Annotated in this window: 23 protein-coding genes; 2 read left to right on the top strand and 21 right to left on the bottom strand. The window is 58.8% G+C overall.

Going from position 1 to position 22,780, the window contains the following annotated elements; genetic code table 11:
- Window positions 1-47: 47 nt before the first annotated feature.
- Window positions 48-1,790, bottom strand: a complete 1,743-nt coding sequence (locus tag MHY24_RS08550) for an ABC transporter ATP-binding protein (protein ID WP_239229940.1) — start codon at window positions 1,788-1,790, stop codon at window positions 48-50.
- The gene (locus MHY24_RS08545; RefSeq protein ID WP_367398057.1) at window positions 1,790-3,130 is read right to left on the bottom strand and encodes an ABC transporter transmembrane domain-containing protein; all 1,341 of its coding nucleotides are present in this window, start codon (window positions 3,128-3,130) and stop codon (window positions 1,790-1,792) included. The genes MHY24_RS08550 and MHY24_RS08545 overlap by 1 nt, the downstream gene beginning before the upstream one ends.
- Before the next feature lie 127 nt (window positions 3,131-3,257).
- Between MHY24_RS08545 and MHY24_RS08540 the strand changes: the two genes are divergently transcribed.
- Window positions 3,258-4,064, top strand: a complete 807-nt coding sequence (locus MHY24_RS08540; RefSeq protein ID WP_239229711.1) for a class I SAM-dependent methyltransferase — start codon at window positions 3,258-3,260, stop codon at window positions 4,062-4,064.
- Here the strand turns inward: MHY24_RS08540 and MHY24_RS08535 are convergent.
- The 5 genes from MHY24_RS08535 to scpB all read right to left on the bottom strand — a co-directional run bounded on the left by MHY24_RS08535 (window position 4,061) and on the right by scpB (window position 9,393).
- The gene (locus tag MHY24_RS08535) at window positions 4,061-5,446 is read right to left on the bottom strand and encodes an anaerobic C4-dicarboxylate transporter (RefSeq protein WP_239229709.1); all 1,386 of its coding nucleotides are present in this window, start codon (window positions 5,444-5,446) and stop codon (window positions 4,061-4,063) included. The two genes, MHY24_RS08540 and MHY24_RS08535, sit on opposite strands and share 4 nt — an antisense overlap.
- A 157-nt stretch (window positions 5,447-5,603) precedes the next feature.
- On the bottom strand, window positions 5,604-7,184 hold the full coding sequence (gene der, locus MHY24_RS08530) for a ribosome biogenesis GTPase Der (RefSeq protein ID WP_204609156.1): 1,581 nt from the start codon (window positions 7,182-7,184) through the stop codon (window positions 5,604-5,606).
- Window positions 7,177-7,872, bottom strand: coding sequence for a (d)CMP kinase (gene cmk / locus MHY24_RS08525; protein ID WP_239229707.1), 696 nt, complete (start codon window positions 7,870-7,872; stop codon window positions 7,177-7,179). Before cmk ends, der begins: the two co-directional genes overlap by 8 nt.
- Window positions 7,872-8,783 (bottom strand): pseudouridine synthase, encoded by a 912-nt coding sequence (locus tag MHY24_RS08520; RefSeq protein WP_005324678.1) that lies wholly within the window; start codon window positions 8,781-8,783, stop codon window positions 7,872-7,874. The genes cmk and MHY24_RS08520 overlap by 1 nt, the downstream gene beginning before the upstream one ends.
- A 55-nt stretch (window positions 8,784-8,838) precedes the next feature.
- A complete protein-coding gene (gene scpB / locus MHY24_RS08515; RefSeq protein WP_239193869.1) occupies window positions 8,839-9,393 on the bottom strand; it encodes an SMC-Scp complex subunit ScpB in 555 nt (184 codons plus the stop codon).
- An 88-nt stretch (window positions 9,394-9,481) separates the two neighbouring features.
- Here scpB and MHY24_RS08510 point away from each other — a divergent pair, with 88 nt between their 5' ends.
- The gene (locus tag MHY24_RS08510) at window positions 9,482-10,048 is read left to right on the top strand and encodes a GNAT family N-acetyltransferase (protein WP_239229696.1); all 567 of its coding nucleotides are present in this window, start codon (window positions 9,482-9,484) and stop codon (window positions 10,046-10,048) included.
- On the opposite strand, the gene MHY24_RS08505 is transcribed toward MHY24_RS08510, so the two are convergent.
- The 14 genes from MHY24_RS08505 to MHY24_RS08440 form a co-directional block, all read right to left on the bottom strand.
- Window positions 10,045-10,842: a segregation/condensation protein A gene (locus MHY24_RS08505; RefSeq protein WP_239229694.1), complete on the bottom strand. Its 798-nt coding sequence runs from the start codon at window positions 10,840-10,842 to the stop codon at window positions 10,045-10,047. The genes MHY24_RS08510 and MHY24_RS08505 overlap by 4 nt on opposite strands.
- A gap of 6 nt (window positions 10,843-10,848) precedes the next feature.
- Complete coding sequence (locus MHY24_RS08500) at window positions 10,849-11,721, bottom strand: ParA family protein (protein WP_204611443.1); 873 nt, start codon at window positions 11,719-11,721, stop codon at window positions 10,849-10,851.
- 127 nt (window positions 11,722-11,848) lie between these two features.
- A complete protein-coding gene (locus MHY24_RS08495; protein ID WP_239229692.1) occupies window positions 11,849-12,853 on the bottom strand; it encodes a hypothetical protein in 1,005 nt (334 codons plus the stop codon).
- A gap of 12 nt (window positions 12,854-12,865) precedes the next feature.
- Window positions 12,866-13,756 carry a site-specific tyrosine recombinase XerD gene (xerD, locus tag MHY24_RS08490; protein WP_239229690.1) on the bottom strand — a complete coding sequence of 297 codons (891 nt, stop codon included), beginning with the start codon at window positions 13,754-13,756 and terminating at the stop codon, window positions 12,866-12,868.
- Window positions 13,753-14,391, bottom strand: coding sequence for an NUDIX hydrolase (locus MHY24_RS08485; RefSeq protein WP_005324666.1), 639 nt, complete (start codon window positions 14,389-14,391; stop codon window positions 13,753-13,755). The genes xerD and MHY24_RS08485 overlap by 4 nt, the downstream gene beginning before the upstream one ends.
- 3 nt (window positions 14,392-14,394) lie before the next feature.
- Window positions 14,395-15,297, bottom strand: coding sequence for a copper transporter (locus MHY24_RS08480; RefSeq protein ID WP_005324664.1), 903 nt, complete (start codon window positions 15,295-15,297; stop codon window positions 14,395-14,397).
- 3 nt (window positions 15,298-15,300) lie between these two features.
- The gene (gene steA, locus MHY24_RS08475; RefSeq protein WP_239229688.1) at window positions 15,301-16,452 is read right to left on the bottom strand and encodes a putative cytokinetic ring protein SteA; all 1,152 of its coding nucleotides are present in this window, start codon (window positions 16,450-16,452) and stop codon (window positions 15,301-15,303) included.
- Between the two features lie 19 nt (window positions 16,453-16,471).
- Window positions 16,472-18,142, bottom strand: coding sequence for a DNA repair protein RecN (gene recN / locus MHY24_RS08470; RefSeq protein ID WP_239229686.1), 1,671 nt, complete (start codon window positions 18,140-18,142; stop codon window positions 16,472-16,474).
- Window positions 18,142-19,026: an NAD kinase gene (locus MHY24_RS08465; RefSeq protein WP_239229684.1), complete on the bottom strand. Its 885-nt coding sequence runs from the start codon at window positions 19,024-19,026 to the stop codon at window positions 18,142-18,144. Before MHY24_RS08465 ends, recN begins: the two co-directional genes overlap by 1 nt.
- Window positions 19,023-19,829: a TlyA family RNA methyltransferase gene (locus MHY24_RS08460; RefSeq protein ID WP_239229682.1), complete on the bottom strand. Its 807-nt coding sequence runs from the start codon at window positions 19,827-19,829 to the stop codon at window positions 19,023-19,025. Before MHY24_RS08460 ends, MHY24_RS08465 begins: the two co-directional genes overlap by 4 nt.
- A complete protein-coding gene (locus MHY24_RS08455; RefSeq protein WP_005324658.1) occupies window positions 19,829-19,990 on the bottom strand; it encodes a hypothetical protein in 162 nt (53 codons plus the stop codon). The genes MHY24_RS08460 and MHY24_RS08455 overlap by 1 nt, the downstream gene beginning before the upstream one ends.
- Complete coding sequence (locus MHY24_RS08450; protein WP_239193857.1) at window positions 19,981-20,964, bottom strand: HAD-IIA family hydrolase; 984 nt, start codon at window positions 20,962-20,964, stop codon at window positions 19,981-19,983. Before MHY24_RS08450 ends, MHY24_RS08455 begins: the two co-directional genes overlap by 10 nt.
- A complete protein-coding gene (locus MHY24_RS08445; RefSeq protein WP_239229680.1) occupies window positions 20,964-21,773 on the bottom strand; it encodes a hypothetical protein in 810 nt (269 codons plus the stop codon). The genes MHY24_RS08450 and MHY24_RS08445 overlap by 1 nt, the downstream gene beginning before the upstream one ends.
- A 440-nt stretch (window positions 21,774-22,213) precedes the next feature.
- Window positions 22,214-22,591: a hypothetical protein gene (locus MHY24_RS08440; protein ID WP_239229669.1), complete on the bottom strand. Its 378-nt coding sequence runs from the start codon at window positions 22,589-22,591 to the stop codon at window positions 22,214-22,216.
- Window positions 22,592-22,780 lie beyond the last annotated feature (189 nt).

Here is a 22,780-nt window from a genome sequence, read left to right as displayed (position 1 = left end):
GAAACTCACTGCTACCGCACCAACCAGGGCCCGTAGCGACCTCGCGTTCATCTTTGTCGTCCCTTCTGCCATGCGGTCCATAGTTGCTTATAGCGGCCACCATAATCTAACAGTTCGTGGTGACTGCCTTGCTCCACCACCCGCCCGTTATCCATCACGGCGATGCTATCGGCTCGTGCGGCCTGGTCTAATCGGTGCGCCACTACCAGTGATGTTCGCCCACGGGTGACCTCTGATGCGGCTTCTTCCAGAGCTCCTGCCCCCACCGATCCGGCCTCTGCGGTGGCCTCATCCATGATGACGATCTTGGGATCTAAAAGCAATATTCGCGCCAGCGCAAGCTGCTGCGCTGCTACTGGGTCAAGGTGGATTCCCTGAGCGCCAATGACCGTATCTAGGCCCTCCTCTAACTGCGCATACCACTGTGCGCCGACGCGCTGCAGTGCATCTTCCATTTGCGCATCCGAGGCTTGCGGGGCGGCCAAGGACAAATCTTCGCGCAGGGTTCCTGAAAATACGTGGACCTCTTGGGAAATCATCGCTAAACGCGCCACCCGTTCGGAATCAGAAAGGGCCGATACCTCTACTCCATCCACCACGACTGTTCCGGTAGCCGGGACTCGCAGTCCGGCTAGAAGAGCAGCGACCGTGGTCTTTCCCGCACCAGAGGCTCCCACTAAAGCTACGGTATGTCCAGCGGGAAGCTTAAGGTTTACGTCTTGCACAGCCCAGCCTCCGTCATCGTAGCGAAAGCTCACTTCTTTTAATTCGGCAACTCCACCTGGGGTCGGGGCGCCGAAGTCTGGCACCGCCCGTGGCGGGTCCATAACCACCCCAACTATCCGCGACAGGGAGGCATAGCCGGATTGAACGGTATCGATGACTCGCATCAATCCCATGAGCGGCCCGCGCAAGCGAATAAGAAGGAGCATGGCCGCGGTAACGGCGCCAACGGTGAGCGCCCCAGCCTGCACCACCCAAAAGCTAACGACCAGACCGCAGACCAGCATGACTAGCTCAATGACCGTCATCCATAGCTGCAGGACCATCATTGTCCTTCGCGCAGCGTAGCCCTTGTCCACCACCTGTGCGGAGGCACGTTCAATACCGGCATGCATCTGGTCTTCCAGGCCAAAGGCGCGCACGGTCTCTCGCCCTCGAATTGCCTCCAGGAGCCTGCGTGCCCGTTCCGCCATGGCAGCGCGTTCGTCGGTATAGCGCTGTGGAGCGCGCTGCAGGTACTGGCGCGCAGCAATGAAATATAACGGCGTAACTGCGCCTACTACCAGTAGGTATTGCCAGTTGAGGCTGACTAGTGCCACCCCGGTGGTTGCGATGGCGAAGGCAGATTTCGCCAGCACGGGGACGGTCTCGGTTACGGCAGCCGATAGTTCTGCTACATCATCGGTAGAGCGAGAGACCAAATCCCCAGTGCCGGCTTCCTCCACCCGGTGGGTAGGCAGGCGAAGAGCGGTAGAGACCATATCTTCCCGCAAAGCGGAGATCACTCTTTCGCTCAGGCGTGAAAGGACATAGAACCCCGCTGCAGAAAACAGTGCGGAGACCGCGGCCACCAGCACCAGCGAGATGCCGATGGGCACAATGGCGCCCTGAGTAATGACAGCATCAACGATCTTTCCCAATAAGATGGGGATCGCTACATTGCTACCGGCGCCTGCGGTAAGCAAGGCTAAGGCCGCTGCGGCTTGGGGGCGGGCACCGGGGACGTCGGAAAGCTGGCGGCCCACTTCCTTACGCACTTGGGGCCAGGAGGCCGTAGGAAACCGCATCATAGCTCCGCCCCCACTGCTGCCCACGCCGGCGAGGTGGTGAAGACAAGCGTGGGCTTAGGCCCGCGGTGATACGCCACCCGCTGGGCAATTTCCTGCTCGGTCACCGAATCCACCGCGGTAGTTGGATCGGCCAAAATTAAGATCTCTGCGTCGGCAGCAAGGGCTCGTGCCAGCGCCACGCGCTGTTGCTGTCCACCAGAAAGGTTTCGGCCGCCCTCTCCCACCTCGCGATCCAACCCGCCCGGGATATCTTCCCCTGCAGCCACGTAGAGGGCTCGTTGTGCACTCGCGCTATCCGGATGAATATTGTCCCGCACGGTCCCCTCGAAAAGCATGGTTTCGTGTGGAACAACCAGGAATCGTTCGCGCGGCAAGAATTCGAGATCCTCTAGAACAGGTTCGGGTACCACGTTGACCCCAGGAGCGAGGGCCGGAACCTGCGGTTCACTCTTCTCCACCCCGGGAGCGGCGAGGACGGCAATAATGCGCTCAGCGCTTGCCTGTGCGGCCGCCCACCGCGAGGCGATATTTCGGCCCAGCATCGTCATCGGGGTGATAATGAACTGCGTAAGGCCGATGACCGTAATGAGTTCACCTACGCTAATCATGGAACGCACGGCCATCGCCCCTGCGCCAATGCCCACTGCAATGACGTAAACCGAGCCCAAAATCTCCGTAGTCGCATTAAGGCGCGCTTGGGCACCATTGGCTTCTACCGTCTGCACATAGGCGGCACCAGACACCGCGGAATAACGCCTACTCACTGTGGCTACAGCGCCCAGGCCCTTAAGGATCCGCAGGCCTTGGACCACATCGGTGGCCATGGCGCTAGCTTTTGCCAACGCCGCTTGGCGGACTCCGGAACGCGTACGCAGAGGCTTTGCCGCGCGCACTGAGCCCCAAACCATGAGCGGACCACCGCACAATATGGCGATACCTAAAGGCAGGTTAATACGGCTAGCCATGATCGCCACATACACAATGGCGGTGATCTCAGCGACGGGAAAGACCGTCATCATTACGGCATTCTGCACGCGCCGTGCGTCTGTGGAGGCGATGGCGAGCAGCTCGCCGGCGCTGCGGGACTCGCCTGCGATGCCCCGCGGATCCTGAATCCTATCCGTGATGGCCATGCGAACATCGTGCCCAATTACTAGCATGGCTCGCGCGTTGAGGCCGCGTCCGAACCATGCGGCTATGGCATTCAGACCAAAAGCTGCCCCCAATACCACCAGCCACATGCCTAGTCGGTCGACGGATCCTTTTGACACAGCTTCATCAATGGCATGTCCCACAATCACTGGAGTCGATCCGTTAAGCAGAAAAGAGACAGCCATGCAGAGTGCGGCCGGCACAGTGAGGGATGGACGAGAAAAGACAGTCTTTAGCAGCCACCTGGGATCTGATGGTGCAGGAAGTGTCCTCATAGGAAGCCATTCTAATTCGCGGTAGGTTAGATGAGCTATGTCGACTCGCCGCCCCGATCCCAGCCACTTCCCTAGCTACCGCAAGGCCTCCACTAGACAAGGCCCCGGCTTCCGCGATGCCGCGCAACGCACCGCTTCCGCCCAGGCCTTCCGCCGCGGCGCTAGCACCTATCACGATGTGCGCCCCGGCTATCCGGACGAGGTTTCTGCCCTTATTGCTGACGCCCATACCGTGGCCGATATTGGCGCCGGTACTGGAAAACTCACCGAGTCCCTACCCAATGCTCGGGTTTTTGCCCTCGACCCCTCCGCCGATATGGCTGGAATTCTCGCTTCCCACCTCCGCCTGCCAGTCCTTCGTGCTACGGCCGAAAACACCGCGCTTGCCGACGCCTCCTTAGACGCCGCCTGCCTCGCCCAAACCTGGCACTGGGTCGACGTGCCAGCCGCCTGTGCAGAGCTTGACCGCGTCCTCGCGCCGGGCGGGAAGATTCTCTTGGTGTGGAATACGCTCGACGTCAACGCGGACCCCTGGATCCTGCGGCTGTCTCGCATCATGCACTCCGGCGATGTACATAAGCCAGGCTTTTACCCGGACTATACGGCGCCGTGGTCTTTGGACCGCAAGCTGCGCTTGACCTGGGAGAACGAACTAACCCCCGAACAGCTTCACCAGCTGATGCACACCCGATCCTATTGGCTGCGCAATGGCGAAGACATCCATGAACGTATGACCCACAACCTGGATTGGTACCTCTACGAGCACATGGGATTTAAGCCGGGGCAAAAACTACGCATCCCGTACCGCACGGATGCCTTCGTGCTGGTACGGGATTCGGATTAGAGCAGGACCTGCGCCAGTAGCGAGCCCACCACACAGGAGGTGAACACCGAGATGGCGCCAGGGACAAGGAAGGAGTGGTTGATGACGAACTTGCCAATGTGGGTAGTGCCCGTGCGGTCGAAGCCGATGCAGGCTAGGTCCGAAGGGTAGGTTGGCAAAATGAAGTAGCCGTATGCTGCGCCGTAGAAACCAACGATAATGGCGGGATCGATGCCGAGCTGCAGGCCAATCGGAGCGATGGCAACCAGGGCGGCAGCCTGGGAGTTGACCAGCTTGGACACGATGACCAGTACCACCGCGTAGGCCCACGGGGCGGCCTCCACTACGGACCCGAGGTTGGACTCCAGGGCATCGATATGGGCTTCGAAGAAGGTATCTGCCATCCATGCCACACCAAAGACGGAGAATACTGCGGTCATACCGGCCTTAAAGACTGGAGTGGACGCAATCTTCTTCGGGTCAGCCTTGCAGGTGAGCAGGATGATTGCGCCGGCAACAAGCATGACCATTTGGATAACCAGGTTCATCGACAGCGGGCTCAACTCGCCATCCTCACCCGGGACGAGGGGGCGCAGGAATTCGAACGCACCGAGTGCCACCACGCTGGCGATAGCCACGAGGAAGATAATCACCGCTCGCTTTGCTTCTGGCGAAAATTCCTCATCCATGAGCGACCCGGTGGACTGGTGAATGCTTTCTGCAAACTCCGGATCCTTCATACGCTCCTGGAATGCCGGGTCCTCGTCCAAGTCCTTGCCGCGGCGCAGCGACCACAGCGCAGCGAGGATAACGCCGGCAAGCGAGGCGGGCATAGCCACCATGAGGATCTGCGGAATGGAATAGGCGTGATCGATAGCACCGGCATTTTCCGCGATGATGGACGCTAGGGATACGGTGGCCACAGATACTGGCGAGGCCGTAATACCCATCTGAGCCGACGTCGATGCCACGGCCATGGGGCGCTCTGGGCGGATGCCCTTCTTCAGGGCAATATCCTCGATGATAGGAAACATCGTGTACACGACGTGACCCGTACCGCAAAGAACCGTCAGGAACCAAGTAGTCAGCGGCGCGAGGATGGTAATGCGCTCTGGGTGGGCGCGGAGAAACTTCTCGGCAAATTGCATCATCACTTCGAGGCCGCGCGCCTGCTGCAAGGTGGCGGCGCAGCCGATGACCGCAATGATGGTCAGCATCACGGATACCGGCGGCTCACCCGGGGCGAAGCCGAAGACAAAGACCATGAGCATCAATCCGATGCCGGAAATAAGACCAAGTCCGATGCCACCATAACGAGTGCCCAGAAGCAGGGCACTGAGGATGATGATGACCTGAAGCACGATGGCCAGAATTGAATCTGGCGCAATTACGCTGGCTAACATGCTGAGCCTTCCATCACGAGAGAGTTTTTGACTGGTTATATCCTATCCAGACCCACATGAACGGACATAAACGGAAAGGCGAGCGAATTCTCACACCGTGTCTCGGTGCAATAATCGCTCGCCTGAGTGCTATAATCCCAGCGTAACGGGCATACTGCTAGCGCTTCTTGCCGCGCTTTTCCCTCACTCGCACTGCGATGCGGATAGGCGTTCCGTGGAAACCGAACCGCTCGCGGAACTTGCGCTCGAGGTAGCGGCGATACGCCGCGTCCAAGAAGCCCGTCGTAAACAAGACGATGGTCGGCGGCTGCGTCGAGGCCTGCGTGGCGAACAATACGCGCGGCAGGCGGTTATTCTTCATCGGCGGCGGATTAGCCGCGATAGCCTCCCGCAACCAGTTATTCAGCTGGCCCGTGGACACACGCTGATCCCAGCTCTCCAGTGCCTCAATCATGGCCGGCTCCAGCTTCTGCAGCGCGCGGCCCGTTTCCGCAGAGATATTCACGCGCGTGACCCACGGCAAGTGGCTCAGCTGCTGATCAATCTCGCGGTCCAGGTAGTAACGGCGATCCTCCTCCATGAGGTCCCACTTATTGAACGCAATCACTAGAGCCTTGCCCGCCTCGAGCACCATATTGAGCACGCGCTGGTCTTGCTCGGAGATTTCCTCAGAGGCGTCGATAAGCATGATGCAGACCTCGGCAGCATCAATAACGCCGCGGGTACGCAAGGACGCATAGTACTCATGCCCCTGCGCGTTCTTTACCTTCTTGCGCAGGCCCGCGGTATCAATGAACTTCCACAGCTGCTCATCCAGCTGCACTAGAGAGTCAACCGGATCCACAGTGGTTCCCGCGACGTTGTCGACCACGGAGCGCTCCTCGCTGGTGAGCTTATTCAGCAGCGAGGACTTGCCCACATTAGGCTTGCCCACCAATGCGACGCGGCGAGGTCCAGAGGTAATCGCGGTCTGTCGGGGCTCTTCAGGGAAGACCCGCAAAATCTCATCGAGCACGTCCGCACCGCCGCGGCCATGCTGGGCGGATACGGGCCACGGATCGCCCAAGCCCAAGGCATAAAACTCCGCCATATCCGCGTACTGATTATCGGAATCGAACTTATTCGATACCAAAATCACTGGCACAGGCGATTTCTGCAGACGGCGAGCCATGACCTCATCCGTCTCCGTGATGCCCACCTTGGTGTCCACCACCATAACGATGACATCGGCGGTTTCCATGGCTACTTCTGCCTGGCGGGCAATCGCCGCATGGATACCCTTCACGTTGGGATCCCAGCCGCCGGTGTCCTGTACCAAAAAGCGCTGACCGTTCCAGTCCGCAACGTAGGAAATACGATCACGGGTAACGCCTGGGTGGTCCTCTACCACCGCTTCACGGCGGCCAAGGAAACGGTTAACCAAGGAGGACTTACCCACATTGGGGCGACCGACTACGGCCACCGTGCACAGGGCTTCTTCCGTGTGGTCATCGGACTCCACGCCAAAGGCACGGGAGAGTTCTTCCCACTCCTCTTCGCTCAGAGGCTCTTCCGCGTTCGAATCGTCGCCATAATCAGCCTCACCAAACTCCGAGTCATCGAAGTCATAGTCGAATTCCTCGGTATTGAAATCATCGGCGGCCCAACCAGGAGAGGCTTCTACCACCTCATCATCGAACTTACCGGCCGGGTAATGGAACTGAGTCTCCGACTCTTCCTGGGGATCGTGATTAGTCATTGACAGACTCCTTTACCACGTTAATCAGAGCTTCCAGCACATCCTCTGGGCTCATATTGGAGGTATCGACTAGGGTTGCGTCTTCCGCTGGGCGCAGAGGTGAGGCCTTGCGGGAAGAATCTGCAGCGTCTCGGCGCTGGACGTCTGCGAGTACCGTCCCGTAATCCGAAGCAATGCCCGCCTTTTCATTTTGGGCTTGGCGGCGCTGAGCGCGGACCTCGGCAGAGGCGGTCATGAATGCTTTAGCGGGGGCGTCGGCAAGCACAACCGTGCCAATATCGCGGCCTTCTACAATCGCGCGGTGAGCCTCGCGGGCAAGCTTGCGCTGCAGCGCAACCAGATTCTCGCGCACCTCCGGAATGGCAGATACGGCGGAAACATTACGGGTGACTTCGTCTTCTCGAATAACGCGCGAGACGTCCTCGCCGCCGAGGAGAACCTCGGTGGAGTCCGGGTCATCGGATACCCCCAAGGGCAGATCGGTCGTAGCCGCAATAACCGCAGTAGTGTCAGCAGGGTCGATGCCTTCACGCAGCACAGCAAGCGTTGCAACTCGGTACATAGCACCAGTGTCGACGTACTTTGCATTCAGCTGCTTGGCCAGCGCACGGCACGTGGTCGACTTTCCAGTTCCAGATGGGCCATCCACTGCGAGGATGAGACCCTCATTCGGCATATTAGAAATCATTACATCTCCACCGCCTTGTACAGGCTAGTCAGCTCGCTGGAATTAAGGGCACGCAGACCTCCAGGCTTCATATCGCCCAGCTGGACTGTATGCAGCTTGGTGCGCACCAGGCGCTGCACGGGGAAGCCGGCCTCCTTCAACATGCGGCGCACGATATGCTTGCGGCCTTCATGCAGTTCAAGACGCACCAAGGAATAACCCTGGTTGGTATCAACTACCTGTGCAAAGTCGGCCTTTGCCAGTCCGTCTTCCAGCTCGATGCCTTCCTTGAGCTGTCGCACGAGCTTCCTATCGGCCTCGCCCAATACGGTGGCGAGGTAGGTCTTGGTCACCTCGTACTTGGGGTGCATCAAGCGGTTGGCCAACTCGCCATCATTAGTGAGGATGAGCAGGCCTTCCGTATCGGCGTCGAGGCGGCCGACGTGGAAGAGTCGTTGGCCAGCTGCGACCTTTTCTGACACCACGTCACCCACGCACGGGCGCCCCAGATCATCAGACATGGTGGACTGCATGCCGCGCGGCTTATTGAGCACGAAATATTCGTGCTCCTCATTGACGTTGACGCGCACGCCGTCTACTCGGATGACGTCAACGGAGGGGTTTACCTTGACGCCTTGCTTGGCAATGATCTTGCCGTTGACCTCAACTCGGCCGGCATCGATGAGGATTTCTGCGTGGCGACGGGAAGCGACGCCCGCCTTGGCGAGCACCTTTTGGAGGCGCTCTCCCTTGGGCTTGTCTTCATCGACCAGCCAATCGGCGCCCAATTCGCGGGCTACGGATTCTGCGGTAGCCTTCTGCTTTTTCTTTGACACATGCTGGTGACGGGCCGGCTTGGCATTGGAGACAATGATGTCACTGTCTCGCTGCTTCTTATCCGGTGTGCCGTCACGGCGAGCGGGAGGAGTCACGTACGTGTCCTTTTCTCTCGAAGATATGAAATTACCTGGGCAATCCTACCCCACGCTAGTACTCTTCGTCGATCGCCTCGACGTCAGGCAACAGCGGTGCCAAGTCTGGCAGGCGCTCCAAAGAATCGATCCCCAATAACTCCAGGAATAATTCCGTCGTCTCGTAGCGGTGAGCGGCGCCTTCAAAATCATCCTGCGGCAGCTCCCGGACCAATCCGCGCAGGTTAAGGGTCCGCATTACGCCATCGACATTGACGCCGCGAACCGCCGCCACCTGCTGGCGAGTGACGGGCTGACGGTAGGCCACCACCGCCAAAGTCTCCAGGGCAGCACGGGAGAGTTTGGTTTGGGCGCCATCCAAGAGAAATTCTTCTACCGCACCGGCATTTTCGGTGCGCGTATAAAAGCGCCACCCCTCTTGGGTCTCGCGCAGGTCGATACCAGAACCGCGATTATCTAGCTCCCGCTGAATGCTGCGTAAGCAATCACTAACAACGTCCCTTTCCGCCCCCAGCGCACGCGCCAATAGCTCCACAGAGGCTGGGGAGTCGAGCACGAGCAATATGGACTCAAGACGGGAACGCAGCTGCGAGATGAGGGGAAGATCCATAGCCTCCGAGTTTACTGGAGAAGAAAAAATCGCTGAAAATTCTTCAAATCACTTTCGCTCGCGACTGTGACTCGGCTAACATATTGTCATGGAAACTATCACTCGCACCGACAGACTCATCCTCATCCCGCTATCCGCCGCTAATACCGAAGAGACCCACAAGGTCTACAGCGACGGACGTATCTGGAGCCACCGCCCGAACGGGCGCTTTGCTGACATCCGCACCACGCGCGCACTCGCACAAGCATCCTCCCAGTCGTGGGATGCCCACCACTTCGGTCCTTGGGCCGCGTATATGCGCCACAATCCTTCGGAATTCGTCGGCGTCGGCGGTGCCATCTTCGTCGACGAGGCAAACTTCTGGGACATCAAATACCGCCTGCGCCCCGCCCACTGGGGTGCAGGTTTTGCCACCGAGATCACCTCTGAGGCAGTGAAGAGCATCCGCCAGGTGGACCCCAACTCCCCCATTACCGCCCGCGTGACCACAAATCACCCGGCGGCCATCCGGGTCATCGAAAAGCAAGGGCTCCAACAAGTATGGGAAGGGCGCCGCATAGGCACCGAGGACAACCCCGAGGAACCAGACGTACGCGTCTACTCCGACCGCGAGCTCTCCCCCGATACACTGGATTTCATCCAGCAGCGGCCTTAGTCCCAGTTCGCTGCGGCAACTACCGCTGGGTCAACATCCAAGCCTGTCCACGATAGGTCCAGCTGACCCAGCGCTTCTTCTTGTTGTGCATCAACCGCCTTGGCTTTGTACAACTCCAACAGGGCCAAGAAACGGCCTACCACCTGCATAGAAACCGTACAGTCGCGGGTTAGCGCACTGAAACTAGTCCATTGACCTGCGCCGAGAAGCTTGAGCGTTTCCAAAATCTTGCCGGCCTGCTCCGGTACAGATACTGCTACGGAGTGCACGTGACCGGTTGCTACCTCCTCCGGTGGCTTGGGGCGGAACACGCCGGCCGCTAGCTCGGCAAAGCTGGCCGGCGTATGGCCGAGCGAAACTGGAGGCAAAAGCTCGGCGAACTTCTCCTCGATGGAAACCGCACGCGGATAGCTGCGCTGTGCCTCGCGCTGCCACACGGCGAATTGGTCCGCTGCTTGCTTATAAGCCTTGTACTGCAACAGGCGGGCAAAAAGGAGGTCGCGCGACTCCAGCAGTTCCAAGTCTTCAATATCGTCGACATCACCGCGCGGCAGAAGCCGCGCCGCCTTCAAATCCAAGAGCGTAGCTGCCACCAATAAAAAATCAGTGGTCTCATCCAGATCAGCGGACTCTCCCAGCTGGCGCGTATACGCCACGAATTCGTCCGTTACTTCTGACAGCGCAACGTCAGTCACGTCCATCTTCTTGGACTGAATAAGCTGCAAAAGCAGGTCAAAAGGGCCCTCAAAATTCCGCAGTGCAATGCGAAAGCCCGTAATCTCCGGCTGGGTCACGATACCTTAAACGGTCGAGCGCTCAATGACTTCTTTGGCCAGGTCCCGATACTGCTGTGTGGCCGGGGAGCTTGGCGCCCAGGTAGTAATCGGCTCGCCGGCCACCGAAGTCTCTGGGAACCGAACGGTCCGGGTAATGACTGTGTCAAAGACCTTATCGCCAAAGTAATCCACCACCCGGGACATAACTTCCCGGGCGTGCTTGGTCCGGCGATCAAACATGGTCACTAGGATTCCCATGACCTCAAGGTCAAAGTTAATGCGATCAGAAACCTTTTCCACGGTATCGGTCAACAGCGCCAAACCGCGCAGGGAGAAGAACTCGCACTCCATAGGGATGATCACACCCTGTGAGCAAGCAAGGGCATTGACGGTAAGCAGGCCCAAGGAGGGCTGGCAGTCAATAATGATGAAATCATAATCGCGGCGCACCGGACGCAGGGCGCGGGCAAGGGTGTGCTCGCGACCGACCTCATTGACCATCTGAATTTCCGCGGCGGAAAGGTCGATATTCGCCGGCACCAGATCCAAGCCCGATACCCCGGTGTGCTGGATAGCCGAATGAATAGAGGTGTGGCTATCGAGCATCACGTCATAGATGGTGTCCTCGATATCGTCATGCGTGAGCCCAAGCCCCGCCGAAAGCGCGCCCTGGGGGTCAAGGTCAACCAAGAGGACTTTACGGCCATACTCGGCCAAGCAGGCGCCCATATTGATGGTTGAGGTGGTTTTGCCTACGCCACCCTTTTGGTTACACATCGAAATGATGGTGGCCGGCCCATGCTTTTCCAAGGGTGCGGGTTCCGGTAGCTCACGGATAGGACGACCGGTCAGCCCCACCTCTACGTCAGAGGCAGAAAATAGACCCTCTTCGCTCACAGTCACACCTGCTTCCTTGACGCCAAGTTCCGGACCATGACACTTGGCTTAGGGTTGATTACAACGTTGTCATTAAAGCGTACCCGTTACAGGTTAAAAGTACCGAGACTTAGCCTATATCAAGCGTTTAGCGTTGACTAGAACGGCGTTTGAGAATTGCCACCAAAGCTATGAGTGCGATGAGTACCGCCGCGGCTGCCCCTCCAATAATCCAGCCCAAATGTGAGCCGCCGTCTTCTTCGGGGTCCTTTTGCTGGCGCTCATCGAGGTTTTCCGCGGCGGATTGATAGTTAGGGTCCTGCAGCGTGACGATGAGTGCGGCCCCAGAACCGTCATTGCGTAGCAACTGCATAATAAAGGGATTATCAGGCGCCTCGCCCTCCGGATAGGTCAAGGTGAGGGTTCGAGAAGAGGCATCCACGTCACGCTCTACGCCTTGGATAATATTGCCCTCGCCATCGAGGTAGCGCAGCGTGACGTCATTTTCTTGCGTGTCCTTGAACTGCTGGTAGAGGTCATAGGCCTGCTTGAGGCCCATCTTCGCGGTAATAGTATTGCCTTCGATTTTCGATTCAAGGTTGACGTATTCCGCACCGTCAAGGTTGGCTTCCCCAGCAGGCTTGCGCTCCGGCTTTTTACCTGGAATAACCGGCAAGTTGCTATCTTCTTTCGCCGGCGCGGGCTTGTCATCTCCGCCCTCGGCATCGTTTCCGGCTGGCGCCTTGTCACCTTGTGCCGGCTTATCAGAGCCCGGATCCGGCGCTGGCGCTGGGTTCGGGCCGCCTTCCGCGCCGTCAATTTCTTCCTGAATGTCCTCCTGTGCGACCGACCCATCGGCTACCAGCGTCAGGGTTGCATTCATGCCTTGGGCGGAGACAGGAACCGAGATTTGGCCGCCATCTGCCGGGGCGGTGATGGTAGCGGAGGTACCTGAGGCAGACACGTTCCACCCATCGCCGGAGTAGTTGGCTTCGGCCGGCACGGGCAGGCTTACAGTCGTGGTCTGGCCGGCAGGAACCGAAATGGGAGCGGCAATGGCAGCCTCTACTTCCGGAGGCAGCTGGGCGTGTGCCACCGCTGGGAAAATCAATGCGGTAGATAGCACCGCACCAGCTACACGAGTTGAAAACATATAGGTCCTTTCTTAGGCACGGGGGTGCGCAGTGCGCCAGACCTCGCGCAAGGAATCGGCAGTGACGTGAGTATATATTTGCGTTGTCGTCACCGAAGAATGTCCCAGTAATTCTTGCACGGTGCGCACATCTGCGCCGCCTTCAAGCAGGTGCGTCGCAAAAGAATGCCGCAAGGTGTGCGGAGAAATGGACTTTCCCAATTGGGCCCGCTGCGCTGCAGTCTTCAACACAGTCCACGCACTTTGACGCGATAGAGCCCCACCGCGGGTATTGAGAAACAGCGCCGGCGTCTTACCTTTGCTCAGCGCCGGTCGCGCCCGCACCAAGTAGGCATCGAGAGCCTGGCGGGCATGCGAGCCCACTGGCACAATCCGTTCTTTGTCTCCCTTGCCCCGCAGGCGTATTACCTCCTGCGCGGAGGACACGTCATCAACGTTTAGGGAGATAGTTTCTGAGATTCGCGCACCGGTGCCATAGAGCATCTCCAGCAGGGCACGGTCGCGCACATCTACTGGGGTCTCAGTAGGAGTCGCTTCAATGAGGGCGGTGACCTCGTCTACCGATAATGTCTCCGGCAAATGCTGCCCGGTTGACGGAGGGGTTACCCCAACCGCAACATCGACGTCCACTACGCCTTCTGACACGGCAAATTTATGCAGCCCGCGAGCAACGATGAGCGCTCGGTTGGCTGAGGACACAGCCATGTGTGAGCGCAGGTCTTTAAGATAAGCCTCCACCATCGGTCGCGTCACCGACCGCAGATCCTCTACCCCGTTATCCCCCAGCCACGCAAGGTAGCGGCGGACATCGCGGCGATAGTTGCTCAAGGTATTGGCGGACACGCCGCGCTCGACTGCTAGATGATTAAGCCACGTCTGCGCTATGTTTTCGAGCGCACTCACAGCTGCTTTAGGTCCGCACCCGTGCGGCGGGAGCTCATTGAGGTAGGTCGAAGGTCGAACGGCTCCTCCACGCTGCGGGTCTGCTTGCCGCCGCGCAGCACAGCGTAGGCGGCCAAGATACCGCTGCAGGCAATGGAATTGACGATGTCACCGCGCAGCACCTTGTCGACGGCCTCGTCGAGGCCCACCCAGGCGACTTCCATATCGGCTTCTTCGTCACCGGTAGCCTCCATCCGGGGGACGTCGGAAAGCTCCGAGGCAAGGAATACGCGAACCGCCTCTTCGCAGAAACCCGGAGAGGTGACAAGGTCCGTCAGCACGGACCACGTCTGCGCGCTCAGGCCGGCCTCCTCCTGCAGTTCACGCTGGGCGCCGGTCAGCTCATCCTCACCGCGTACGTCGAGCAATCCCGCCGGCAGTTCCCACAGGCGCTTTCCCACGCTGTGGCGGTACTGATACACCATCGCAATACGCTCGTCTGAGTCCACTGCCACGACGGCCACAGCACCTAAGTGCTCGACTACTTCCCGGGAGGCAGAAACGCCGCCGGGCATGACTACCTCGTCGCGGCGGAGGGCAAGAATGGGAGCTTCGACAAGCAGCTGCGAATCAAGCACCTTGAAATCATGCGCCATGGGCTATTCCTTTCCCGGCAAGGCGGAGTCAGCAGTTTCGGTGGCGCCATAGTCGCCCTGGCCACCATCAAGTTGTTCCTGGGTGGCCAAAATGACCGCAATGCGCTCCACTGCCCGTTCGGTGCTATCGACCGTAGACAGCTCCGCGTCCTGATCCCGCACCTGGGCTAGCGCCTTATCATCCTGGGTCTGCTTGGTGCGCCCGCTCAACACCACGGACCCATTGACATCATCCAACCCGGTGGCAAATTCTGCCAGCGCGCTGGACGGGTAACCACGCAGGCCATTGCCAGAGACCACGATAATGGCCTGGGCAGGAACGATGGTCCCATCTTCGTAATCAATGAAACCCTCGTCGCGCAGCTTATGGAGCACGTCTGCACGCTCTTCCACTGAAGCCAAAGGCTTCGTGCTCTCAGGATCCATAGACAGCGCAGTGCCTAGCACCTCACCACCAAGGGCTCCGGCCGAATCCAAGTCCTTGATATCTGCCTTCTTGGGCGCAGTATCTTTCAAGATGGGAAGCAGCTTGTCCTTAGTTTCGGGGCGCAAGAAATCTTTGGTCAGCTTAATCTCGCCGGCCTCGGTGGCATCGGAAGACTTCAAGAGCTTCCGGATAGCGTCCACGTCGCCGCCATTGGCGTCATCGGTGGTCACAATGAGCACTGGGCGCTGCGACAAGGCTCCATCAACCATTTCCGCTCCAGAATCGGCCACGATCTTGTCGCTGGCGTCATTTTGGGTCTGCAGAATCTTATTGTCTTGGACCACCTTGCGGTGCTCCTCGCGGATCGGATCGTCGTCTGCCATGCTGGTGGTCAAGTTCGGCGCAATCACAAGGGCGCCTAAGGCTACGCCCACGGCCGCGCCGAAGCCCAAGCCTGCTACAAGCTCAGTCTTTGCCATGGCCTATGCGCCCCCAAAGAGGCTGGACCAGGTTTCGCTGAGGTTACTAGCAAAGTCCTGGCTGCCGCCGAAGCCGACGATGAGGATGACCGCCGCAATGGCAACCAAGATGCCCAGCACTGCCCACAGCCAGCCGAGGTTGGAGGAAGGCGCACTGTAGAGATTGATTACCGCATCGGCGTCAACCACCTTGGTACCGGCCTTAAGGCGGGACAGCACGGCCGAGGGGTTGGTGCGGTCCGCAAAGATATCATCGAGGTCTACCCCGCCGCCGGCCTGCACAATAAGATCGGCGCCGTGGTAGTCCGCAAAGAGCAGGCCCAGGTCGGTACCTGAATGCGTTGCCGCGGGGAAGGTCATCGCACCAATGCCCAGGTCCTGGATGCGGTCGAGGCCTTCTACCTCCCCTTCCGGATCCGCAGGAACGATTACGCGGGCACCGCAACGCAGAGCTTCATCGCTCACGCCATTCGGATCCCCAATAATGAAATCTGGCTTATACCCTTGGGCCAGCAAGGAATCTGCCGCCGATCCCACTGCGATCAGCAGCGGCTCATACTCGCGAATAAAGTTGCGTAGCTGCTTGAGCTGTTCGCGGTGCCTATCGGTAGGCGAAAAGAGGACAACCTTGCGGCCGGCGATTTCGGAGCCGGAGGCGGGGACGCCGAGGCCGTCGATAAGCAGCGGACCTTCCGAGTTAATAAAATCGATGGAATTGCCAAAGAAGGATTCCATGTGGTCAATCAGCGCGCCCTGCGCCGCGGTGAAGTTCTTTTCTGCTCGCTCACGAGTTACCACGCGGCCGGTGCCGAGCGCCTTATCGCCGCTAAAGACGGTGCCGTCCTCCCCGATGCGAGCCTTTTTGCCCTCTTTGAACTCGGAAACAAAGGACTGCCCCACGCCTTCAAGGAGGGTAATGTCGGCGTCAAGCAACATGTGCGGGCCATAATTAGGGACCGTGCCGGTAGAAAATTCCGCCACGTTAATGACGGCGGAGGGCTTAAGGTCTACGAGAGTTTGAGCCTCGTGGCAAGAGATATTGGCCGCATCAATTACGGCGACATCGCCTTCACTAAACTTTTTCATCCCCTTAGCGCCTGGAGTGCAATCGCGCAGTGCACCAGGCTGCTCGGGGTTACGGGAAAACAGAGCCATGGGCCCTATTGTGGCGTGATTATGGTTTCGAGTGTGCGAGGCGCGCGGAGGCTTCTTCCTGTGCACGGTCAAAAAGCTCCTGTGCGTGCGCGCGGCCGGTCTCGGTATCGTCCAAGCCCGCCAGCATGCGGGCTAACTCCTCTACGCGCTCCTCTTGTGAAAGCTCGGCCACGCCAGAGGTAAATTTCTCCTTCGATACATGCAGATGCGCATCCGCATACGCTGCGACCTGCGGCAGGTGCGTTACCACAATCACTTGGTTATGCACCGCCAAGCGCGCCAGGCGGCGGCCGATCTCTACCGCTGCGCGCCCGCCCACGCCGGCATCGACCTCATCGAAGACCAAGGTGGCGCCATCCTCGTCCGCCAGCACGACCTCCAAGGCCAGCATGACACGGGAGAGTTCGCCGCCCGAGGCAGCAGAGGAGATCGGCTTACCATTCAACTGCAGCTCGGCCGCGTCTGCGCCGGACTTAGAATATTTCGCCTGCGTAAGCTCGACCGTCAGCGTCGAATTCGGCATGGCCAAGCCGTGGAGCTCCTGCGTCACCTGCTCTCCCAAAGCTTTCGCCGCTTTACGACGCCCCTTTGTCAGTTCCCCTGCCCGCTCAATCATCACCGCTTCAGCGTCTTTGACCTGCTTTTTTAGCTCCTCCAGGGCTTCTGTGGAGGTATCCATGGACTCGAGTTTTGCCGCTGCCTCATTGCGCCAGGCTACGACTCCATCAATATCCCCCGCGTACTTCCTGGTCAACGTGCGCAATTCCTGCTGCCGCTGGAGGGACTTTTCCAACAGGTGCGGATCCGCCGGAAGTCCGGCTAGATACCCACCGAGCTCGCCGGAGATATCGCCCAACTGCGTCGAGATCTCGCTGAGCCGTTCGCCCAAGGCCGCTAGTTCCTTATCGGTGGACCCCGCCAAGGCAGAAACCGCCCGGCCTAGCAGTGCCGAGGCGGCCTCTTCCAGTTCCTCGGTGCCGTCGATCGCAGCCAACGCAACTTCCGCGGACTCGCGCAGCCCATCGACGTCCTGCAGCTTGCGAACCAGCTGCACCAGTTCCTCATCCTCGCCGGGTTCTGGGGCGATGCCATCGATCTCATCGACGGCGAATTGCAGACGGTCAACTTCCTGCGCCAACTCGCGGCGCTGCTCCGTGCGCCTCTTATAGTCCTTCGCGAGGCTGCGCCACTGTTTGAAGGCCTCGGTATAGCGCTCCCGCACACGCGTCAATTTCGGATCCGCACGATCAACCGCCCCCAGTTGTTCCTCGGGCGCAAGTAAACGCAGCTGGTCATTCTGCCCGTGGACCGTAATAAGCTCGCGCGCGAACTCGCCCAGGGTTGCAGCCGGCACCGCACGGCCGCCTAAATAGGCCCGCGATCTTCCCGCTGCAGAGACCGTGCGTGAAACGATATACTCGCCATTTTCGTCGGGCTCACCGCCTACCGACTCCACCAGTTCGCGGATAGAATCCTTCGCGGAGGAAAAATGTCCTTCCACTGCGGCCTTTTTCGCGCCATCGCGCACCCGGGAGGCATCCGCGCGACCACCGGCTAAGAGCCTTAAACCAGTAACCACCATGGTCTTACCCGCACCGGTTTCACCGGTAAGCACGGTAAGGCCCGCGGATAGTTCCGCAGAGCTCTGGCTAATGACGCCCAGATCATTGATGGAAATATCGACGAGCACTACTTCTCCTTCGGCCCGCGCCACCCTTCTACGGGCAGGCGCAGCTTCGAGACTAAACGGTCAGTAAAAGGTTGGTCATCCAAGCGTACCCACCGCACCGGACACTCGCCTCGCACTACTTCCACACGTGCCCCTGGTGGCATCGCAAATTCGCGGAAGCCATCCAAAATCACTGTGGCGGGAGTCGTGCGCATCGTCGATTCGACGGCTACTAAAGAATTGGGCGATACAACCAATGGCTTGGTAAACAGCGCATGCGCATTATTCGGCACTACCAAAATTGCATCCAGAGAGGGCCACAACACCGGACCACCTGCGGAAAACGCATAGGCAGTCGATCCAGTGGGAGTGGAAATCAGCACGCCATCGCAGCCAAAGGACGACACCGGCCGGCGGTCAACTTCCAAGATTGCATCTAGCACGCCGGATCGGTTTTGGTTTTCTACCGAAGCCTCGTTCAAAGCCCAGCTGCGGTTAAGAAGGGTTCCTTCCTCATCAAAGATGGACACATCAATGGTGAGGCGGTCTTCAATGCGGTAGCGCTTTTCAATGACCCGCGCCAAGGCTTGGTCGAGGGATTCGACCTCCCACTCGGCCAGAAATCCCACGTGGCCTAGGTTGATGCCCAGCACCGGAATATCTACGGCACGCGCCATGTCGGCGGCGCGAAGGAAGGTTCCGTCACCGCCCAATACCAGTACTAATTCGCACCCTGCGGCCGCATCTTCGGTGTGAGGTACATGCTTTAATCCCGGCAGTACCTTTTCGTCCGCGCAGACTCGAACAGTAATTCCCGCACTTTGTAGGAGTTCTGCCGCACGCGATGTCGCCTCCAGGTTTTGCTGGCGGTTGGCATGAGGCACCAACAGGATCTCACGTGTCATTGCGGGCCTTCCTCAACTGCGCGGTCAATAATTTCTTCCACTTTAGCCAGATTTGTGGGCTGACCGTCCTTCTTCAGCCATAGGAAGTACTCCACATTGCCGCTTGGCCCAGGCAGCGGGGACGCAACAGCCCCATGCATGCTAAGCCCCAGCGACAACGCAAATTCAGCGACTTCCCTGGTTACTTCTTTACGCAACTCCGGCGAACGGACCACGCCGCCGCTTCCGAGGCGCTCCTTGCCCACTTCAAATTGCGGCTTCACCATAGGCAACAACCAAGCGCCGTCCTTCAGACAATCCACAATGGCCGGCAATACCAAGCGGAGGGAAATGAAGGACAAGTCGCCTACCATGCCGTCGCACGGGCCGTCGGTAAGCTCCAGCGTCAGATTCCGGATATTCGTACGGTCTAAAACGGTTACGCGATCATCGTTTTGCAGGCGCCAGAGCAGCTGCCCATAGCCCACGTCGACAGAGAGCACCTCCTGCGCACCGTGTTCCAAGCACACGTCCGTAAAGCCACCGGTAGAAGCGCCGGCATCGAGGATGCGGCCGTTCATGTCGACGTCGAACGCCGCCAAGGCGCCCAAAAGCTTGTGAGCGCCACGGGAAGCCCACTTGTCCTCTTCAGCTTCCTCTACCTTGATGGAAACCTCGGGCTCTACAATCGACGCCGGCTTCTGCGCCTTGAAGCCACCAACCGTGACACGGCCGGACTTGATCATCTCCCGTGCCTGCTCACGTGACCGCGCGATCTTTCGGCGCACCAGCTCCGCATCTAACCTACGACGTTGTGGGGGCATTAATTCTCCTGCAATGCATCGCGCAACACATTGTGAGCGCGATCAAGCTGATCTACTTCAGCGGCCAAATCCGCTGCGTCTTCTCCAAGGATCTCCGCTACTTCCGCATCGATCTCTGCCGGCTCCTTGACGGCTCGAAAGTCGTGCGGCTTTACCGCCATTGCGCAACAACCTTTTCCGCACGCTCGCTCCGCGGCTGAATATAGCGCGGCGGGGACGGCATGGCCCATGCAACTTCCAACACGGTGCGCAATGCCTGAACGGAGGTAGCCTTTTCGTCGCCGCCCTCGAGCAGAAGGTCATGCCCATCGCACCGCGCCGTAAATCCACCCTGTGCTCCGGGACGAGCCACGGAGACAGGAAGGGCCAGCTCGTGCATTCCTGCGCCAATGAAGTTAGGGCGTGCCTCCACGGGTGCTTCAATCAGCTCCAACTCACCAGAAACGCCGGTGAGCACATGGAAGGTATCCATTGCAGCAGAGTTACCACCTGCAATATCGGTATCCAGACGGTCGCCCACAGCAAGTGGCTTCTTCGCGCCGATTTGCTTTGCCGCAAAAGTAAACATGGCCGGCTCGGGCTTGCCAGCAGATACCGGCTCTACCCCAGTGGCTGACTGGATGGCGGCAACCAGAGAACCATTTCCCACAGCAAGACCTCTCTCAATTGGCAGAGAGGTATCGAGATTCGAAGCAAAGAACTTGGCCCCCTGGCGAATGGCCAAGGCACCTTCAGTCAAGTGTTCCCAGCCAACCGAGCGGTCAAAGCCTTGCACAACGGCAGCAGGCTTGTCATCGGCGCTGGAGACTACCTTGAAGCCCATGTCGCGGGCCAAGTCACGGAGGGAATCGGCACCGATGATAAGGAGCTTCGCCCCAGCTGGGACCTCCTCCGCCGCTAGTTGGAGGACCGCTTGCGCGGAGGTAACGATCTGTTCCGTACCCGCGGTAAGCCCGATGTCCGCCAGCATCTCCGCCACTGCCTGTGGGCTGCGCGAAGCATTGTTGGTCACATACACTGCCGGCACTCCGCAGGTGTTGATGACGTCCACCACGTTAGAAAGCGGGCGGCCGCCTTCCCACACGGTGCCATCGAGATCAAGAAGCAGAGCGTCGTGCTTGCTGAGAACCGTCACTACTTGCACTCCTCAAGGCGCTCGGCAGCATCGGTCCAGTCGCCTTCATCAATAGAAACTGCGTGCTCAAACCAGTCCCGAGCCTCTTCCTTTCGGCCTGCTTCAAGCAGAGCATTACCGTAGGCATAAGCGAGACGGCACGCGCTTACCCCGCGGGCATCGCGGTCAGGATGTGCGCGCTGAATGGTGACAACCGCCGACTCAGCTTGACCCATGTCTAGGCGGGCGCCGGCCAAAACAATTGCCAGCTCAATCTTGGACTCTTCATCAAGTTCCGATGCTTCCTCCGCACGGCCTAGCTCCAGCGCCTTCTCCGGGCGGCCCAAGCCGCGCTCGCAATCAGCCATGACTGCGAGCATTCCGGGGCCACCGGAAATGCGGCGCGCGGCACGCAGCTCAGCCAAAGCTTCTTTCCACTCGCCGGCGCGATACGCAGCGATTCCGTTGACTTCGCGGGCAATTGCGACGCGGCCAGCGCGGTCTTTAGCGGCACGCGCATGCCGCAATGCGAGCTTAGGATCATCCTCCATCCAGGTCGCAGCCATGATCATATGCTTAGCGACGGCCTCGGAGTTCTCCTTCGATAGCGACTTCAGGTCCTGCAGAACCATCGGGTCTAGGTCGTTAACATCGACCTCAGCCGGGATGTCTGGGTCGCTCATGCGACGGTTAATGCGTTCCTCACGGTAACCGGAGCGCTGCGGCGAAAAAGACTTCTTCTTGCGGGAATCGCCCTTAAAATCACGGCCTTTGTTATTGCGTGGCTTGCGGTCACGTCCACCGCGCCCGTTGTGATTGCGCTCCGACATTCAGCCCTACCCTTCCTTGGTTGGAACTAGCACAGAAATACCGGCCCTATTCTACAACCCGCAAACAAAAAGCCGGAATTTAGATCCTGACGGGTTGCCGCAGTGTTACCCAAGCATTACTCATCAAACCAACCCAAAGGCACACCGTGACGAAACGGATGCTACCACCAGGAACAAGTAGCGCGCCTAGCGCGCCGTAGACAACAAATAGCAGACCCCACAGCGCTTGACGACGCACCGCCTTCCTCAATGCAGCCCAACCGAGAAGAATCACTGCACACACAATCAAAACCGCACCAGTCGCAGCATCCCACCAGCCCTCACTGCCACCTTCACATGAAATAGACAAGAGCAAAGAGCCCGGCAGCGCAGTACCGATACCGAATAAGACCCTAGTCCCAGAAACATCTAGCGTCTTTTAGAAGAGAAATCAGACACCCCTAAATCTCCTTAAGCCGCTGCGAAAAATAGTCACGGTTAAATTCTTGATTCTCAGCGAATTCCCTGAGCACGCCCGGCCAAGTCGGATACGCATCAATGAGGTTCTCTGCGACATTCAATAGTGGTGAGAATGCAATCTCACCCCATCTAACGCCTATTCCTACCCGTTCAGAGTATGGTGTGCTGCTCAATGGGCCTAGAGCCCACTGGCTACCGGAAGCAGCATTCATCCATGTACCGCTGATAGCCAGTATTCGGGAAACCTTGTCTTCGTAGCTGTCCTTGGAGTTTAAGACGTCTAGCACCGCGTCGAACGGAAATTCTTTAGAGCCCTGGGTGACTTGTTCTTCCTGCTCCGGCGAAAGCTCTTCGAGCATCGCAGGAATCGCAACCGCGTGAAATTCTTCAAGACGCTTTCCAAACTGCTGATGATAGCCATCGAACCTGGGGTTGCCCGCAAATTGTGGACACGTAGTGGAGCTACCTAGTGGTTAGGCGGCTATTTCTTTTCTGCTGGTGGTTAGACCGATGCGGTTCTCGAAGTCGACGGGGCTTATCATCCCGAG

Source organism: Corynebacterium sp. ACRPQ (genome assembly GCF_022347225.1).
Lineage (GTDB): Bacteria > Actinomycetota > Actinomycetes > Mycobacteriales > Mycobacteriaceae > Corynebacterium > Corynebacterium tuberculostearicum_D.
The sequence above is the reverse complement of the archived record's forward strand: the minus strand, read 5'-3'. Positions and strand labels throughout refer to the sequence as shown.